The 15,889-nt window shown below is 66.6% G+C and carries 16 protein-coding genes; 11 read left to right on the forward strand and 5 right to left on the reverse strand.

What is annotated here, in order from left to right; genetic code table 11:
• Nucleotides 1-63 precede the first annotated feature (63 nt).
• From B5D38_RS09055 to B5D38_RS09070, 4 genes are read left to right on the forward strand one after another with little or no spacing between them, the layout of a single operon-like run.
• Nucleotides 64-696, forward strand: a complete 633-nt coding sequence (locus B5D38_RS09055; RefSeq protein ID WP_078708087.1) for a TetR/AcrR family transcriptional regulator — start codon at nt 64-66, stop codon at nt 694-696.
• Entirely contained in the window at nt 696-1,667 is a 972-nt protein-coding gene (locus tag B5D38_RS09060; RefSeq protein WP_078708088.1) for an HlyD family secretion protein, read from the forward strand. The genes B5D38_RS09055 and B5D38_RS09060 overlap by 1 nt, the downstream gene beginning before the upstream one ends.
• Nucleotides 1,664-2,623 carry an ABC transporter ATP-binding protein gene (locus tag B5D38_RS09065; protein ID WP_078708089.1) on the forward strand — a complete coding sequence of 320 codons (960 nt, stop codon included), beginning with the start codon at nt 1,664-1,666 and terminating at the stop codon, nt 2,621-2,623. The genes B5D38_RS09060 and B5D38_RS09065 overlap by 4 nt, the downstream gene beginning before the upstream one ends.
• Nucleotides 2,616-3,752, forward strand: a complete 1,137-nt coding sequence (locus tag B5D38_RS09070) for an ABC transporter permease (RefSeq protein ID WP_245318957.1) — start codon at nt 2,616-2,618, stop codon at nt 3,750-3,752. Before B5D38_RS09065 ends, B5D38_RS09070 begins: the two co-directional genes overlap by 8 nt.
• A gap of 66 nt (nt 3,753-3,818) precedes the next feature.
• Here B5D38_RS09070 and nagA read toward each other — a convergent pair whose 3' ends face one another.
• The 4 genes from nagA to B5D38_RS09090 are packed head-to-tail and all read right to left on the reverse strand — an operon-like array spanning nt 3,819 to nt 7,661.
• Nucleotides 3,819-4,979 (reverse strand): N-acetylglucosamine-6-phosphate deacetylase, encoded by a 1,161-nt coding sequence (gene nagA / locus B5D38_RS09075; protein ID WP_078708091.1) that lies wholly within the window; start codon nt 4,977-4,979, stop codon nt 3,819-3,821.
• Complete coding sequence (locus tag B5D38_RS09080) at nt 4,976-5,986, reverse strand: SIS domain-containing protein (RefSeq protein WP_078708239.1); 1,011 nt, start codon at nt 5,984-5,986, stop codon at nt 4,976-4,978. The genes nagA and B5D38_RS09080 overlap by 4 nt, the downstream gene beginning before the upstream one ends.
• A gap of 38 nt (nt 5,987-6,024) precedes the next feature.
• The gene (locus B5D38_RS09085; RefSeq protein WP_078708092.1) at nt 6,025-6,792 is read right to left on the reverse strand and encodes a GntR family transcriptional regulator; all 768 of its coding nucleotides are present in this window, start codon (nt 6,790-6,792) and stop codon (nt 6,025-6,027) included.
• Nucleotides 6,789-7,661, reverse strand: a complete 873-nt coding sequence (locus tag B5D38_RS09090; RefSeq protein ID WP_078708240.1) for a glucosamine kinase nucleotide-binding domain-containing protein — start codon at nt 7,659-7,661, stop codon at nt 6,789-6,791. The genes B5D38_RS09085 and B5D38_RS09090 overlap by 4 nt, the downstream gene beginning before the upstream one ends.
• 185 nt (nt 7,662-7,846) lie before the next feature.
• Here B5D38_RS09090 and B5D38_RS09095 point away from each other — a divergent pair, with 185 nt between their 5' ends.
• The 7 genes from B5D38_RS09095 to B5D38_RS22005 all read left to right on the forward strand — a co-directional run bounded on the left by B5D38_RS09095 (nt 7,847) and on the right by B5D38_RS22005 (nt 14,475).
• Nucleotides 7,847-8,782 (forward strand): N-acetylmuramic acid 6-phosphate etherase, encoded by a 936-nt coding sequence (locus B5D38_RS09095; protein ID WP_078708093.1) that lies wholly within the window; start codon nt 7,847-7,849, stop codon nt 8,780-8,782.
• A gap of 1 nt (nt 8,783) precedes the next feature.
• The gene (locus tag B5D38_RS09100) at nt 8,784-10,049 is read left to right on the forward strand and encodes an ABC transporter substrate-binding protein (RefSeq protein ID WP_078708094.1); all 1,266 of its coding nucleotides are present in this window, start codon (nt 8,784-8,786) and stop codon (nt 10,047-10,049) included.
• Between the two features lie 79 nt (nt 10,050-10,128).
• Entirely contained in the window at nt 10,129-11,046 is a 918-nt protein-coding gene (locus B5D38_RS09105) for a carbohydrate ABC transporter permease (protein WP_078708095.1), read from the forward strand.
• Between the two features lie 12 nt (nt 11,047-11,058).
• Entirely contained in the window at nt 11,059-11,898 is an 840-nt protein-coding gene (locus tag B5D38_RS09110) for a carbohydrate ABC transporter permease (protein ID WP_078708096.1), read from the forward strand.
• Nucleotides 11,895-12,959 (forward strand): Gfo/Idh/MocA family protein, encoded by a 1,065-nt coding sequence (locus B5D38_RS09115; RefSeq protein WP_078708097.1) that lies wholly within the window; start codon nt 11,895-11,897, stop codon nt 12,957-12,959. The genes B5D38_RS09110 and B5D38_RS09115 overlap by 4 nt, the downstream gene beginning before the upstream one ends.
• A 15-nt stretch (nt 12,960-12,974) precedes the next feature.
• A complete protein-coding gene (locus tag B5D38_RS09120; RefSeq protein ID WP_078708098.1) occupies nt 12,975-13,997 on the forward strand; it encodes an ABC transporter ATP-binding protein in 1,023 nt (340 codons plus the stop codon).
• Between the two features lie 61 nt (nt 13,998-14,058).
• Nucleotides 14,059-14,475 (forward strand): hypothetical protein, encoded by a 417-nt coding sequence (locus B5D38_RS22005; protein WP_131829888.1) that lies wholly within the window; start codon nt 14,059-14,061, stop codon nt 14,473-14,475.
• A 254-nt stretch (nt 14,476-14,729) separates the two neighbouring features.
• Here the strand turns inward: B5D38_RS22005 and B5D38_RS09130 are convergent, their stop codons facing one another.
• A complete protein-coding gene (locus B5D38_RS09130) occupies nt 14,730-15,731 on the reverse strand; it encodes an SDR family oxidoreductase (RefSeq protein WP_078708241.1) in 1,002 nt (333 codons plus the stop codon).
• Nucleotides 15,732-15,889: the final 158 nt, after the last annotated feature.

Below are 15,889 nucleotides of genomic sequence, written 5' to 3' on the forward strand. Positions count from 1 at the left end.
CCATCAGGCGGAGGTCGCGACATTCGGCTTGATTATGACTGACTGGTCAGTCATAATCGTCTCATGGACAAGAGCAAGAAGCCTCGCCGCCGTGCCGGCTCGATTTCACCCGACGAGCGGGTCCAGGCGATCCTGGAAGCGGCCTGCGCGGTCTTCCTCGAGAAGGGCTTCGCGAACGCCCGAGTTGAGGACGTGGCGGCCCGCGCCGGCATCGCCAAGGGAACGGTCTATCTGCACTTCGCCAGCAAGGAGGCGCTGTTCGAGGCGCTGATCTCCTCGCTCGCCTTGCCGCCGCTCGACGGGCTCACGGCCCTTCTCGCTGACGAAACCGGTTCCAGCGCCGATCTGCTGCGGCGGGCGATCGGCATCTTCAAGGACGGCGTCCTCGCCAGCGAGCGCCGGCACGTTCTGCGGCTGCTGCTTACCGAAGGCCCGCGCTTTCCCGCCATAGCGCGCTTTCACCATGATCATGTCGTCTCCCGCGCCATCCCCATGCTGCGGGCGGTGGTGGCGCGCGGTGTCGAGCGCGGTGAGTTCGCCACGGATGCGCTGGCGCGCTTCCCCCATCTTTTCGTCTCGCCCATGCTGCTCGCCCTCGTCTGGGAGGCGCTGTTTTCCGACATCGAGACACTCGACGTCGACGGGCTGATGAACGCCCATCTCGAGCTCATCCTTCGCGCGATGGAGCCAAGGTGATGCGCCGCCTCCTCGTCATCGTCGCCGTGCTCCTCCTTGCGGTCATGGCCGGCTGGTGGTGGGGCATTCCGGGCACGGGGCAAAGCGAGCCCGCCCCCTTCCTCGGCTATGTCGAGGGCGACGCGATCCATACGGCGGCGAAAGCGGGCGGACGCATTGTCTCCCTTGATGCCAAAGAGGGCGAGGACGTCGCGGCCGACGCACCTCTCTTCAAGCTCGACTCTGAGAGCGAGGAGGCCGCCGTTTCGGCGGCTGCGGCCAAGCTCGCCGAGGCGAAGGATCAGCTCGCCGATCTCGAGGCGGCGCAGCAGCGCCCGGAGGAAATCGCAATTCTCGAGGCCGAGCGGCGGCAGGCGGCGGCCTCGCTCGACCTCGCCAGAACGGAACTTGAGCGCCAGCGCCGGCTGGTCGCGCAAAAGACCGCCGCCCAGTCCTCGCTGGACCAGGCGGAGATGACTTTCGCGCGGGATACCGCCGCCTTGGGCGAGGCCGAGCGGCGGATCGAGGCGGGAAGACTGGCCGCGCGCCAGGGCAAGGTCGATGCGGCCAAGGCGGCGGTCGCCGCAGCGAAGGCCGAGCTCGACGGCGCCGAGAAGACGCTTGCCGAGCGAAGCGTCGCCGCGCCGGCCGCCGGCCGCATCTCCGAGGTGCTCTATCGCGTCGGCGAGATCGTTCCCGCCGCCTCCCCGGTGGTGAAGATCCTGCCGCCCGACCGGATCGAGGCGTGGTTCTACGTGCCCGAGGGCCGGATCGCGGCGCTGAAGCCCGGCGCAGGCGTCGTCCTTTCCTGCGACGGCTGTCCGCCCGGGCTTTCAGGGACGGTGCGCTTCATCGCGCCGGAGGCGGAGTTCACCCCGCCCGTCATCTTCAGCCGCCAGGAACGGGCCAAGCTGGTCTTCCTGGTCAAGGCCGCCATCGACCGGCCGGACGCGGTCGCTCCGGGCCTGCCCATAGAGGTGCGGCCAAGATGAGCGCGCCGGACGACATCGTCATCGACGTGGAGGGCCTGACGAAGACATTCGGCAAGCAGGTCGCCGTGCGAAACCTTTCCATCAAGGTGAAGCGCCGCCTGATCTATGGCTTCCTCGGCCCCAACGGCTCGGGCAAGACGACGACGCTGCGGATGCTCACCGGCCTCTTGCGCCCCGACGGCGGGCACGGCACCTGCCTCGGCTACGACATCCTTCGCCAGAGCGCCGAGATCAAGCGCCATGTCGGCTACATGACGCAGCGCTTCTCGCTCTATGCCGACCTCACCATTCGCGAAAATCTCGAATTCGTCGCCCGCATCCACACCCTGCCACATCCGCGCGACCGGGCTCAGGAGGCGATTGTGCGGCTCGGGCTGGAAAGCCGCGCCGGCCAGCTCGCGGGGTCCCTGTCCGGCGGCTGGAAGCAGCGTCTGGCGCTCGGCGCCTGCATCCTTCCCGGTCCCGAGCTTCTGCTGCTCGACGAGCCGACGGCGGGCGTCGATCCCCAGGCGCGGCGCGACTTCTGGGACGAGATTCATGCCCTGGCCGCCGACGGGCTGACCGCGCTCGTCTCCACCCACTACATGGACGAGGCCGAGCGCTGCCATGAGCTCGCCTTCATCTCCTATGGCGATCTTCTGGCCACCGGGCCGGTCGAAGAGATCATCGCGCGGTCGAACCTGTCGACATACACCGTCGGCGGCCCTGATCTCGACGCCCTGTCGCGGCGGCTGAAGTCCCTGCCCGGCATCGACAACATCGCCCCCTTCGGCAATGCGCTCCACGTCAGCGGACGCGACGGTGCGGCGCTGGAGGAGAGCATTGGCCCACTGGTCGAGGCTGGCCCCCAGCACTGGCAGAAGAGCGCGCCGACCATCGAGGACGTGTTCATCGATCTCGTCTCGCGGCCGAAAGGCGCCCTGGCTGCGCCGTCGAAGGATGGGCGAAATGCTTGACGCCGTCCGCCGTCCCCTCGGTCGTACCCTCGCCGTCCTGATCAAGGAGTTCATTCAGCTCGCGCGCGAGCGCACGACCTTCGCGATGATCATCGCGATCCCGCTGCTTCAGCTCATCCTTTTCGGCTACGCCATCGATTCGGACCCACACGAGTTGCCGACGGCCGTGCTCGCACACGAGACCAGTCCAGAGACACGCGCTGTGCTCGCCGCGATCGACCGAACCGGCTATTTCCGCGTCGCCTATGCGGTTTCCAGCGAAGCCGAGATCGATGGCCTCGTCCATTCAGGCAAGGTGCTCTTCGCCATCGAGATCCCCGCCCATTTCGGCCGCGATGCGCGCCGCGGCCTCTCCCCGGAGATCCTGGTGATCGCCGACGCCTCGGACCCGGCGGCCATCGGCAACGCCGTCGCCGCCCTTTCCGGCATCGCCGGGGGCGCCCTCGCCCATGTCGGCCCGCCGCTGACCGGAGCCGACGCCGCCCCGCCCTTCCGCTTCGTCGTGCATCGGCGCTACAACCCGGCCATCGAAACGAGCCTCAACATCGTCCCCGGCCTCACCGGCACCATCCTCACCATGACCATGGTGATCTTCACCGCGCTCGCCGTGACGCGGGAGGTCGAGCGCGGGACCATGGAGAACCTCCTCGCCATGCCGGTTCGTCCGACGGAGGTGATGCTCGGCAAGATCGCGCCCTACGTGGTGATCGGCGGGCTCCAGATGGCGATCATCCTCTTCCTAGCCTGGCTGCTTTTCGACGTGCCGGTGGAGGGCAGCCTCGGCCTTTTGGCGGCGCTGACGACGCTCTTCGTTCTCGCCAATCTTTCGGTCGGTTATACGTTCTCGACCATCGCCACGAGCCAGCTCCAGGCGATGCAGATGTCGATCATGTTCTTCCTGCCGAGCCTGCTGCTGTCGGGATTTCTCTTTCCCTTCCTGGGCATGCCGCTTTGGGCGCAGTGGATCGGCGAGGCATTGCCCCTCACCCACTATCTGCGCATCGTGCGCGGCATCATGCTGAAGGGCGCGGGGTTCGCCGACCTCGTCCGCGATGTCGGCGCCCTCGCCGCCTTCACGCTGGCTGCCATGACGCTCGCCGTCCTGCGCTTTCGCCAGACGCTGGATTGAGGTCGGCGCGTCAGAGCATGGCGCCGAAAGTCGCCAGGACTTTCGGCGTCAGGCCGAACCGGGACATCAGAGCGAGGCCGCCGCCTGCCCCTCGATCCAGACGCCCTCGACCTGAAGATCGTCCGACAGATGGACGAAGGAGGCCACGGCGCCATCCTTCAGGTGGCCGAGACGCTCGGCGGCGCCCACCGCCTCGGCCGGATAGAGCGAGGCCATCCGCAGCACCTCGGCAAGGTCGACGCCCATTTCGCAGTACATGAAGCGTACGGCCTCGGCCATATCGAGGTCGGCGCCGGCAAGCGTGCCGTCCTCGCCGGTGAGGCGGCCGTCGCGGCGCAGCATGCGCCGCCCGTTGAGCATGAACTCGGTCATGTCCGTGCCGAGCGGCGACATGGCGTCGGTGATGAGGAAGAGCTTGCCGGGGCCGCGCTTCGCCCGCATCGCGATGGCGATGCAGTGGCGATCGACGTGGACACCGTCGGCGATCAGCCCGCAATAGGCCGCTTCCGATTCCAGGGCCGCGCCGACCACGCCCGGCTCGCGCTGGCTGATCTGGCTCATGGCGTTGAAGAGATGGGTGTAGAGCGTGGCGCCGGCCTGCTCGGCGGCTTGCGCCTCGCCGACACTGGCCGCCGAGTGGCCGAGGCTGACCCTGACGCCCGCCGCGGCGAGCGCCGTGATGCGCGCCGGCGGAACGGTCTCCGGCGCCACCGTCGTCATCAGCACCGGCATTCCCTTCGCCGCCGCCGAAAGCGCCTCGAAGTCGGCGTCCTCCATCGGCCGGATCAGGCTCGGCTCGTGGATGCCCTTCTTGGCGAGCGAAAGATGCGGCCCCTCGACGTGAAGGCCGAGGAAGCCGGGAACATGGGCGGAGGCCGCCGCGACGCCGGCGTCGAGCGCCGCCCGCGTCACCTCGGGCGCGTCCGTGACCACGGTGGGAAGAAGCGCCGTCGTGCCGAACTTGGCGTGGGCGCGGCACATGGTCCGGATGCCCTCGACGGTCGGCGTATCGTTGAACAGCACGCCGCCGCCGCCATTGGCCTGAAGATCGATGAAGCCGGGGGCGACGAGGCCGCCGGCGAGATCGATCACCTCGCCGTCCGCCGGCACGTCGCCGGTGCCGACGATCGCCGCCACCTTCCCGCCCGTCACCACCAGGGCGCACCCGTCGTGCCAGTTCTGGCCGTCGAAGATGCGCGCGCCGCGATAGGCTGTCGTCTTGGTCATCGGGTTTCCGTCACTTTCTTGAGGTTCTGCGGCTTGTCGGGATTGAAGCCCCGATGGCGCGCATAGGCCTCGATGAAGCCGTAGAAGGAGGTGATGAGGGAGAGCGGTTCGGTCAGCGGATGGCCGGTCGCCGCGAAGGGCAGGCGGCGGGCCTTCGAGGCTCCATCGCTGGTGACGAAGACGGCGGCGCCGCGCTCGGCGAGCGTTTCGGCCGTGTCGACCGCGCTCTGCTGCGCAGCGTCGCGCGCGGCGAGCACCAGCACCGGAAAGCCCTGCCCGACCAGCGACACCGGCCCGTGCATCAGCTCCGCCGCACTGTAAGCTTCGGCATGAAGCGAGGAGGTCTCCTTGAATTTCAGCGCCGCCTCGTTCGCCATCGCCATGGACGGGCCACGCCCGAGAATGAAGAGCGAATCATGCCCGTCGACGGCCTCGCCGAGGGCGCTCCAATCGCAGGCGATCGCAGCCTCCAGCTTCTCCGGCAGGTCGCGCAGGGCGGAGATGAGCGCCTGGTCGCCCTGCCAATAGGCAAGAAGCCCGAGCCCCGCGACAGCCGAGGTGACGAACGTCTTGGTGGCGGCCACCGCCACCTCTTCCCCCGCCAGGATGTCGATGGTCTCGTCCGCGGCCTCGGCCAGCGGCGAGGACGCGGTGTTGGTCATGGCGAAGGACAGCGCCCCGCCCGCCCGCGCGACCTTCGCCATCTCCACGATGTCCGGGCTCTTGCCCGACTGGGAGATCGAAAGGCATGCGGCATGGGCGAGCTTCAGCTTGGCGCCGTAGACCGAGGCGATGGACGGGCCCAGCGAGGCGACGGGAATGCCGGCCGTCAGCTCGATGGCATATTTCAGGAAGAAGGCTGCATGGTCGGACGAGCCGCGCGCCACCGTCGCCACCAGCGCCGGGTCGAGCGCGGCAAGGCGGCGTCCCGCCGCCTCCAGTCGCGCGCCACCCTCGCCGACAAGCCGGGCGACGACCGCCGGGATTTCCTCGATTTCACGACGCATGAATGTGGAGGTTTGGCTCACGACGTGTTCTTCCTTCTTCATAGGTGTGATTCGGCCAGCCGAAGCTCGGCGACGAAGTCATAGGCATCGGCGCGATAGCGCGACCGGGTGAACTCCACCACCTTGCCCGACGCAAGATAGGAGATGCGCTCGATGACGAGGCTCGGAGCCCCCGACGAGACGCCGAGCCTTGCGGCGTCGCTGTCGTCGAGGAGAGCCGCCGAAATCCGCTGGATGGCCCGGACGGGGCGCGCGCCGACCTTGTCGAGCGCCTCATAGAGCGAGCCGTCCAGCTCTTCGGGATGAGGCAGCATACGGCCCGAAAGCGACGCCCTTTCGATCGCCAGCGGATTGCCGTTGGCCATTCTGAGGCGGCCAATGCGCGCCACCTTCTCGCCGGCCGAAAGTCCAAGCGTCATGGTCTCCTCGGAGGTGGGCTCGTAGAGGCCTCGATCGAAGAATTCCGACCGCACGGCAAGCCCGCGCCGGGCCATGTCCTCGGTGAAGGAGGTCAGGACCGAGAGCGACTGTTCAACCCGCTCGACAGGCAGGGCGACGAAGGTTCCCGAGCCCTGGCGCCGCTTCAGAAGGCCGTGGGCCACGAGATCGCGAACCGCCTTGCGCACCGTGACGCGCGAGACGTCCGCAAGGTCGGCGAGATCGCGCTCGGAGGGCAGTGCGTCACCCGGCCCGAGCACGCCCGCCTCGACAGCGCTTTCGATGGACCTTCTGAGCCTCAGATAGAGCGGCCCGCCACCCCTCGCGGCGGCTCCACCGGAAAGGAACTGGCGCAGCGCCTCCGTCATGGCTGGTTCGCTCCGCCGGGGCCGAAGCGCTCCCGCGCGATCGCCAGCGCCCCGTGCAGCGCATCGCCGAAGGGCTGCTTCAAAATGGCGCCGAAGCGCGACGAAAGAAGGCCGGCATAGGCTGCGGAAAGACCGCCGAGCAGGCAAAGCCGATCGCAACCGGCGGGCATGAGCGCGGCCAACGCCTCTTCGACCGCGCGCCGCCCCTCGTCGAGAAGCCGCTCGGCGACCGGATCAGAGGTTCCCGCCGCCGCGATGATCCACGGCGCGAAGGTGCCGAAGTCCAGGGGACGGGCCGTATGGGCGAACTCGACGATGGCCTGCGGGTCGTTGCCGAAATGGGCGAGCACGCGCTGCGTCAGCGGCGAGCGAGGGTGAATGCCGTCATAGGCAAGGAGGGCCTCCTCCAGGAGCGCGCGCCCGAGACGCGCCCCGCCGCCGAGATCGCCAACCTTGAAGCCCCATCCCCCGACGAAGCGCACCGCGCCTTCAGCGCGCGCGGCGAAGATCGAGCCCGTCCCGATGATGGCCATGGCGCCGTCGTGAGGCCCCAACGCGCCGACAAGCGCGGTCAGCGCGTCGCTGACCACGGCGGAGCGGGCAAAGGGCAGCATGCCCTCCAGCAGCCGCCCGTTGCCGCCAACGTTGGCGCCGGCGAGACCGAGCACGGCAGGCATTTCGGCCAGCTTTTCCGGTTGAAGTCCGGCGTCACGGCAGGCAGCTTCGGCGGCCTCGATGATATGGGTGTGCGACGTCGCAAGATCGGTCACGATGTTGGCGGCGCCGGCCGTCCCAGTGCCAAGGACGCGGCCGTCTGCGCCTGCAACCGCAGCGCGACAGCCTGTTCCACCACCGTCGATGCCGATCATCAGGTCCAATGTGGTTTTCCTCTTTCACACATCATACCAATTTGCTACCAATAGCCAAATCAGGTCAGAAATGCCAGTGCCGAATAATCAGGCAGAGCGAGGAAAATAGGGGCAGGCGCAGTATTCAGGGCAAGGCCGGTGGATTGTTTTGGCATTCATTGCCGAGGTGGGAGGCGAAAGACTGCATGACGGTGGCCAGGACGGAAGAGTTGCATGAAGAGGCAGCCGACCTTGATCGGCGCCCTGCGGCCGAGGTGCTGGCTGTCCTCCTCCGGTCGCAACGCGCGGCCGCTGCCGCAGTCGAGCCCGCTCTTCCCGCCATCGCCAAGGCGGCCGCCCTCGCCGCCGAGTGCCTCGCCTCAGGCGGTCGTCTCGCCTATGTGGCCGCCGGCAGCTCCGGTCTCATGGCTCTCGCCGACGGGCTGGAACTACCCGCCACCTACGGCTTGCCGCCCGAGCGGGTCATCATCCTCTTCGCCGGCGGCGCCGAATCACTGCTGCGCATGGCCGGAGCGGTGGAAGATAGCGAGGCAGAGGGAGCGCGCGACGTCGAGCGGGCGAGCCTCGGGCGCGGCGACTGCGTCATCGGGATCTCGGCCAGCGGCTCGACGCCCTATGTGCTTTCGGGCATCGAGCGGGCACGAAAGGCGGGAGCGCGCATCATCTCCCTCGCCAACAACGAGCAGACGCCGCTCCTCGCCATGGCCGACGTGTCTGTGCTCCTGGAAACGCCGCCCGAGGTGATCGCCGGATCGACGCGCATGGGCGCTGCGACCGCGCAGAAGATCGCTCTCAACCTTCTCTCGACGATGATGGCCATCCGCCTCGGCCACGTCCATGACGGCCACATGGTGTCCGTTCAGGCCGACAACGAAAAGCTGCGGCGCCGCGCGGCGCGCATCGTCGCCGCCATCGGCGGCTGCCGCGAGGACGAGGCGAGAAGCCATCTTGCCGCGGCCGACGGCTCGGTCAAGGCTGCCGTTCTTCTCGCCGCCGGCGCGGGCGATCCCTCCGCAGCCTCGGCGCTTCTCGCGGCCAACGCCGGCCACCTTCGCCCGGCCCTGGCCGCGCTTCAACCTAGACAACCAGCCGCCCCAACCGGCGAACAACAGGGAGAATGAGATGAGACATACCGCATTGACGGGCCTGCTCCTGGCGTCCAGCGTTCTCGGCTCCGCGAGCCTGGCTGCTGCGGAGACGACTCTCACCATCGAGAGCTGGCGCAACGACGACCTCTCCATCTGGCAGGACAAGCTGATCCCAGCCTTCGAGAAGCAGCACCCCGACATCAAGGTGGTGTTCTCGCCCTCGGCGCCGCCGGAATACAACGCCGCACTCAACGCCAAGCTGGACGCGGGTTCGGCCGGCGACCTCATCACCTGCCGGCCCTTCGACGCCTCGCTCGAGCTCTTCAACAAGGGCAAGCTCGCCGACCTCACCAGCCTGCCGGGCATGGAGAACTTTTCCGACGTCGCCAAGGCGGCTTGGTCGACGGACGACGGCTCCAAGACCTTCTGCGTGCCGATGGCCTCGGTCATCCACGGCTTCATCTACAACAAGGCCGCCTTCGAGGAGCTCGGCCTCAAGGTGCCGACGACGCGCGAGGAGTTCTTCGCCGTTCTCGACAAGATCAAGGAAGACGGCAACTACATCCCCATGGCGATGGGCACCAAGGATCTCTGGGAAGCCGCGACCATGGGCTACCAGAACATCGGCCCGAACTACTGGAAGGGCGAGGAAGGCCGGAAGGCTCTGATCGCGGGCGAGCAGAAGCTCACCGACGAGCCCTGGGTGGCGCCGTTCGAGGAGCTGGCCAAGTGGAAGCCCTATCTCGGCGATGGCTTCGAGGCGCAGTCCTATCCGGACAGCCAGAACCTCTTCACCCTCGGCCGCGCGGCGATCTATCCGGCAGGCTCGTGGGAAATCGCCCCGTTCCGGGCGCAGATCGGCGATTCTTTCGAGATGGGCGCCTTCCCGCCGCCGGTGGAGAAGGCCGGCGACAAGTGCTACATCTCCGACCATACCGATATCGGCATGGGCCTCAACGCGGCGAGCAAGAACGCCGACGCGGCCAAGACCTTCCTCACCTGGGTCGCCTCGCCGGAATTCGCCAACATCTATGCCAACGCGCTGCCCGGCTTCTTCTCACTCGCCAAGACGCCGGTAGAGATGGAAGACCCGCTCGCCCAGGAGTTCGTCTCCTGGCGTGACAAGTGCGCCTCGACCATCCGCTCAACCTACCAGATCCTGTCGCGCGGCACGCCCAACCTCGAGAACGAGACCTGGGTGAAGTCGGCCAACGTGATCAACGGCACCGAGACGCCCCAGCAGGCCGCCGAAGAGCTCCAGAAGGGCCTCGCCAGCTGGTACGAGCCGCAGAAGAAGTAAGGCCGGGCTCTCCGCTCACGGGGCCGCCGTCTCGGCGGCCCCGTTCCAACCTTGACACGCGAAGGACGAGACAGAGCCGATGGCGGGAAAGAAGCCGATCCGCTGGCATATCGCCGTCTTCCTGGCGCCGGCCGTTCTCATCTATACGGCGATCATGATCCTGCCGCTGTTCGGCACGCTGGAGCTGTCGCTGTTCCACTCCTCGCCGGACGGCCGAACCTTTGTCGGCCTGGACAATTTCCGCACGCTCTTCGGCGATCCGCGCTGGGCGGCGAGCTTCTGGAACGCCCTTGCCAACAACACCTGGTTCTTCATCATCCACATGCTGGTGCAGAACCCCGTGGGCATCCTTCTCGCCGCGCTGCTCTCGCACCCGAAGCTCAGATTCCGCGCCTTCTATCGCACGGCGATCTTCGTTCCGACGATCCTCTCCTTCGTCATCGTCGGATTCGTGTGGAAGCTGATCCTCTCCCCGCTCTGGGGCGTCGCGCCGAGCCTGCTCGACCTCTTCGGCCTCAAGGCGCTGTTCTCGCCCTGGCTCGGCAAGGAGGAATACGCGCTCACCGCTCTCGGCCTCGTCTCGGTCTGGCAGTTCGTCGGCATCCCAATGATGCTGATCTATGCGGCACTCCTCTCCATCCCCGACGAGATCATCGAGGCCGCCGAGATCGACGGCATCACCGGCGTCGCGCAGTTCTGGAAGATCAAGCTGAGGCTGATCCTGCCTTCCATCGGCATCATATCGATCCTGACCTTCGTCGGAAATTTCAACGCCTTCGACCTGATCTATTCGGCGCAGGGCGCGCTCGCGGGGCCGAACTTCTCCACCGACATTCTCGGCACCTTCCTCTACCGCACCTTCTTCGGCTTTCAGCTCCAGATCGGCGATCCCAACATGGGCGCGACCATCGCCTCGATGATGTTCTTCATCATTCTCGTCGGCGTGTGCCTCTACCTCTTCGCCATCCAGAGGCGGCTGCGCCGCTACCAGTTCTGAACGGAGGCAGAGATGAGCAAGGCAACCAGCAGCCCCACCCGCTCCATCGCCGCCCACGGCGTTCTGATCCTCTACACGGTGATCGCGCTCTTCCCGGTGATCGTGATCCTGATCAACTCCTTCAAGAATCGGCAGGCGATCTTCCGCTCGCCGCTTTCTCTGCCGGGGCCGGAAAGCTTCAGCCTCATCGGCTATCAGACCGTGCTGAAGCAGGGCGACTTCCTGCTCTATTTCGAGAACAGCCTGATCGTGACCGTGGTGTCCATCGTGCTCGTTCTCTTGTTCGGGGCGATGGCCGCCTTCGCGCTGTCGGAATACCGCTTTCGCGGCAACACGCTGATGGGGCTCTATCTGGCGCTGGGCATCATGATCCCCATCCGCCTCGGCACCGTCGCCATTCTCCAGCTCATGGTCGCCTCCGGCCTCGTCAACACGCTGACCAGCCTGATCCTCGTCTACACCGCACAAGGGCTTCCGCTCGCCGTCTTCATCCTGTCGGAGTTCATGAAGCAGGTCTCGGACGACCTGAAAAACGCCGGGCGCATCGACGGGCTGTCGGAATATCGCATCTTCTTCCGCCTCGTCCTGCCCCTGGTGCGCCCCTCCATGGCGACGGTTGCCGTCTTCACCATGATCCCGATCTGGAACGATCTCTGGTTCCCGCTGATCCTGGCGCCGGCCGAATCGACCAAGACTGTCACGCTGGGCGCGCAGATGTTCATCGGCCAGTTCGTCACCAACTGGAACGCCGTCCTTGCCGCCCTGTCCCTGGCGATCCTGCCGGTTTTGATCCTCTACCTGATCTTCTCGCGCCAGCTGATTCGCGGCATCACCGCCGGAGCCGTCAAATGAGCCAGACCCCCATCAAGGTCCTCGTCGCCGGCCTCGGCAATATGGGCGCGTCCCATGCGCGCGCCTACCACACCGACCCCGGCTACGAGATCGTCGGCCTCGTGACGCGCGGCGGCAGACCCCTCCCGACCGAATTCGCCGCCTATCCGCATTTCACCGATTTTCACGAGGCGCTGGCGACGACGAAGCCGGACCTTGCCTCCATCAACACCTACACCGACACCCACGTGCCCTACGCCATCGCCGCGATGGAGGCAGGCGCCCACGTCTTCGTCGAAAAGCCTTTGGCAACGACGGTGGAGGACGCGCGTCGGGTCGTCGACACCGCCGCCCGCCTCAAGCGCAAGCTCGTCGTCGGCTACATCCTGCGCCATCATCCGTCCTGGATGCTCTTCATCGAAAAGGCGCGCGAGCTGGGCGGGCCGTTCGTCATGCGCCTCAACCTCAACCAGCAGTCCTTCGGCGAGCAATGGGCGCTCCACAAGACGCTGATGGAAACCACCTCGCCCATGGTCGACTGCGGCGTCCACTATGTCGACGTCATGTGCCAGATCACCGATGCGAGGCCGAAGGAGGTGCGTGGCATGGGCGTGCGCCTCACCGACGAGATCGCCCCCGACCAGTTCAACTACACCCATCTTCAGGTGCTCTTCGACGACGGGTCCGTCGGCTGGTACGAGGCGGCCTGGGGGCCGATGATTTCCGAAACGGCCTTCTTCGTCAAAGACGTGATGACGCCGAAGGGCTCGGTTTCGATCGTCGTCGAGGACGGCTCGAAGTCGTCCGATATCGACACCCACACCAAGACCTCGCGCATCCGCGTCCACCACGGCGCGCTTTCCGCCGACGGCCGGTTCGCGCGGGACGACGATTGGCTTTCGACGGTGGACGAACCGGGCCACGACGCGCTTTGCGCGCGCGAGCAGGCTTTCATGGCGAAGGCCATCCGCGAGGATCTCGACCTTTCCCGCCACAACGAGGACGCCGTGCGCTCGCTCGCCATCGTCCTTGCCGCCGACCGGAGCGCCCACGAGGGTCGCCCGATCGCTCTGGAATTCTAGAAGAGAGACACGCGCATGGCCGAGGCGACCGGCACCAGCATTCTCGAACTGAAGGCCGTCACCAAGAAGTTCGGCCCCGTGGAGGTCATCCGCGGCATCGATCTTGATGTCCGGCAAGGCGAGTTCATCGTTTTCGTCGGCCCGTCGGGCTGCGGCAAGTCCACGCTTCTGCGCATCATCGCCGGCCTCGAGGACGCCTCAGCCGGAGAGGTCTGGATCGCCGGCCAGGAGGTTTCGTCAACGCCGCCCGCCAACCGCGGCATCGCCATGGTGTTTCAGACCTACGCGCTCTATCCGCACCTTTCCGTGCGCGACAACATGCGCCTGGGCCTCAAGCAGGCGGGCACGCCGGCGGCCGAGATCGACCGGCGGGTGGAGGTTGCCTCCACCATGCTGTCGCTGGATCCCTATCTCAAGCGCTTCCCGGCCGAGCTTTCCGGCGGCCAGCGCCAGCGCGTCGCCATCGGGCGTGCCGTGGTGCGCGAGCCGACCCTCTTCCTCTTCGACGAGCCGCTGTCGAACCTCGACGCCGGGCTGCGCGTCAACACGCGCCTGGAGATCGCTCAGCTCCACCGCCGCCTGAACGCCACGATGATCTACGTCACCCACGATCAGGTGGAGGCGATGACATTGGCGGACCGCATCGTCGTGCTTTCCGCCGGCCGGATCGAGCAGGTCGGCGCGCCAATGGAGCTCTACAACAACCCGGCCAACGAGTTCGTCGCGGGCTTCATCGGAAGCCCCAAGATGAACTTCATCGAGGGCGCGCGTCTTGGCGACAAGGCCAAGACCCTCGGTATCCGCCCCGAGCATCTCACCGTCGACCCCAATTCGGGAGCCTTCAAGGGCACGGTGGTCCATGCCGAGCATCTCGGCGGCGACACCAACCTCTATGTCGAGACGGAGAAGGCGGGCCTCATCACCGCCCGCCTCTTCGGCGAATACCAGGCCGCGCCCGGCGCCACCGTTCATCTCACCCCCCTCCCCGGCCGCATGCTGCGCTTCGATGAGACGGGAAAGACCATCGGGACGATGTGAGGATGACCGGAGCAGGAGCAGCGCCTTCTGCTTTGTGATCCTTGGTGTGCCGACGGCGTTCTTGGCCTTGGTCCTCGGCGTGCCGCGTGGAGGAGGCGAGCGAACCGGCGGCCTCACTGCAGACGTACAACACAGCGTGGGCGGCCACACGGTTTATTTCGTAAACATCGCAACTCATCTGGGACACAACGGCTTGCTGTCCGGAGGTCAAGCCGATTACGCCAAAGAGGAGCGACCGATGAACACGGAACTTCGCAACCGCATTTTCGCCAACGATCGCCTTCTCAAGGCACTGATCACCCTGATTTCGCTGCGCGATCCGCATCTGCTCGATGAACTGAAGGAGATCTTCGAGTTTGCGGCGGAAACGGGCAATCCCATGGGCGACGCCCCCGCCGGCGCGTGGGAGCATCTGCGCGAGGAACTGGAAGCGATCGCCGCGCTCAGCCAAGCGGCCGAGCAGGGCCTCGAGCACTGAATCTGGCCTCCGAAGGTTGCCATTCATCGAGCATCCGGCAGCCGCGAATGTCTCGGGCGCCGAAGCCATCGCTCCCTTCGTGGCGGCGGGGATCGATCGCCTGGGCATGGCGCCGTCCGCCCCAACCGGCGCCATCGCCCATATCACTCGCCCAGCCGCATGCTCCTCTCCGGTGACGCCGGACGCAGCTTGAGCCCGCCCGGTGGTTTGTTCACAGGCGGCTTCGGGACGAAAATTCGGGCCGCCGTGGCGGCTCAGACCCCCGGCTGGGCATCCCCGCCGGTTGCGCCGAACACCTGTCCGGTCGAGTAGCTGAAGGCGGGGTCGGCAAGCGCCACGTACAAAGGCGCGAGCTCCACGGGTTGCCCGGCCCGTCCCACCGGCGTGCTCGATCCGAAATTCGGGATATTCTCCGGCTTCTGTCCGCCCGTCACCTGCAGCGGGGTCCAGATCGGTCCCGGCGTCACGGCATTGACGCGGATTCCGCGCGAGCCAAGCTGTTTCGCCATCGTCTTGGTGAACAGCAGGATCGCGGCCTTCGTCATCGAATAATCGATCAGGATCTCGGGGGCGGAGGCGGCCACCTCGCTCGAGGTGTTGATGATGGCCGCGCCTGAATTCAGATGCGGCAGCGCCGCCTTGGTGAGCCAGAACATGGCGTAGAGATTGGTCTTCATCGTCTGGTCGAACTGCTCGTCCGACAAGTCTTCGAGGCCCGGCACCCATTTCTGATAGGCGGCGTTGTTGACCAGGATATCGAGACCGCCGAGCGCCTCGACGGCCCGGCCGGGCAGCGCCGTGGTGTACTCCTTGTCGCGCAGGTCCCCGGGGAACGCGGCAAACTTGCGGCCCGCCTTCTCCACGACCTGCTTGACCTCCTCAGCGTCGGGCTCCTCCTCCGGAAGATAGCAGATCGCGACGTCCGCGCCCTCCTTGGCGAAGGCGATCGCGGCGGCGCGCCCGATCCCGCTGTCACCGCCGGTGATCAGTGCCCGCTTGCCGGTGAGCCGGCCGGTCCCCTGGTAGGTTTCTTCACCGTGATCAGGCCGGGGATCCATCTTCTGGGCAAGCCCGGGCCAGGGCTGCTCCTGCTTTGGATAGGGTGGCTTCGGGAAATCGGCGGCCTGTCTCGTCATGGGCGCATTGCTTCCGCCGGACTGGCCGCTCTGCGCAAAGGCGGGAGCCGCAGCAGCGGCGGCACCGGCCATTGCGGCACTGGCGACGAAGGCGCAGCGAGCGGGATCGAACTCGGTCATCGAGTGCTCCATTCTCGTTCGAGGGGTGGGCGGCCCGCTTGGCGACGGGTCAGCAAAGCAATCCCTCGCCGCCAAGCTCGTTCCGGGCTCTTTTGGAAGAAGAAACTTGCCAGCCAACAATGGAGTGAACGATCGGCTCGACGGTTTCCCAGGTTGCG

This window comes from Consotaella salsifontis (genome assembly GCF_900167365.1).
Classification (GTDB): Bacteria; Pseudomonadota; Alphaproteobacteria; order Rhizobiales; family Rhizobiaceae; genus Consotaella; species Consotaella salsifontis.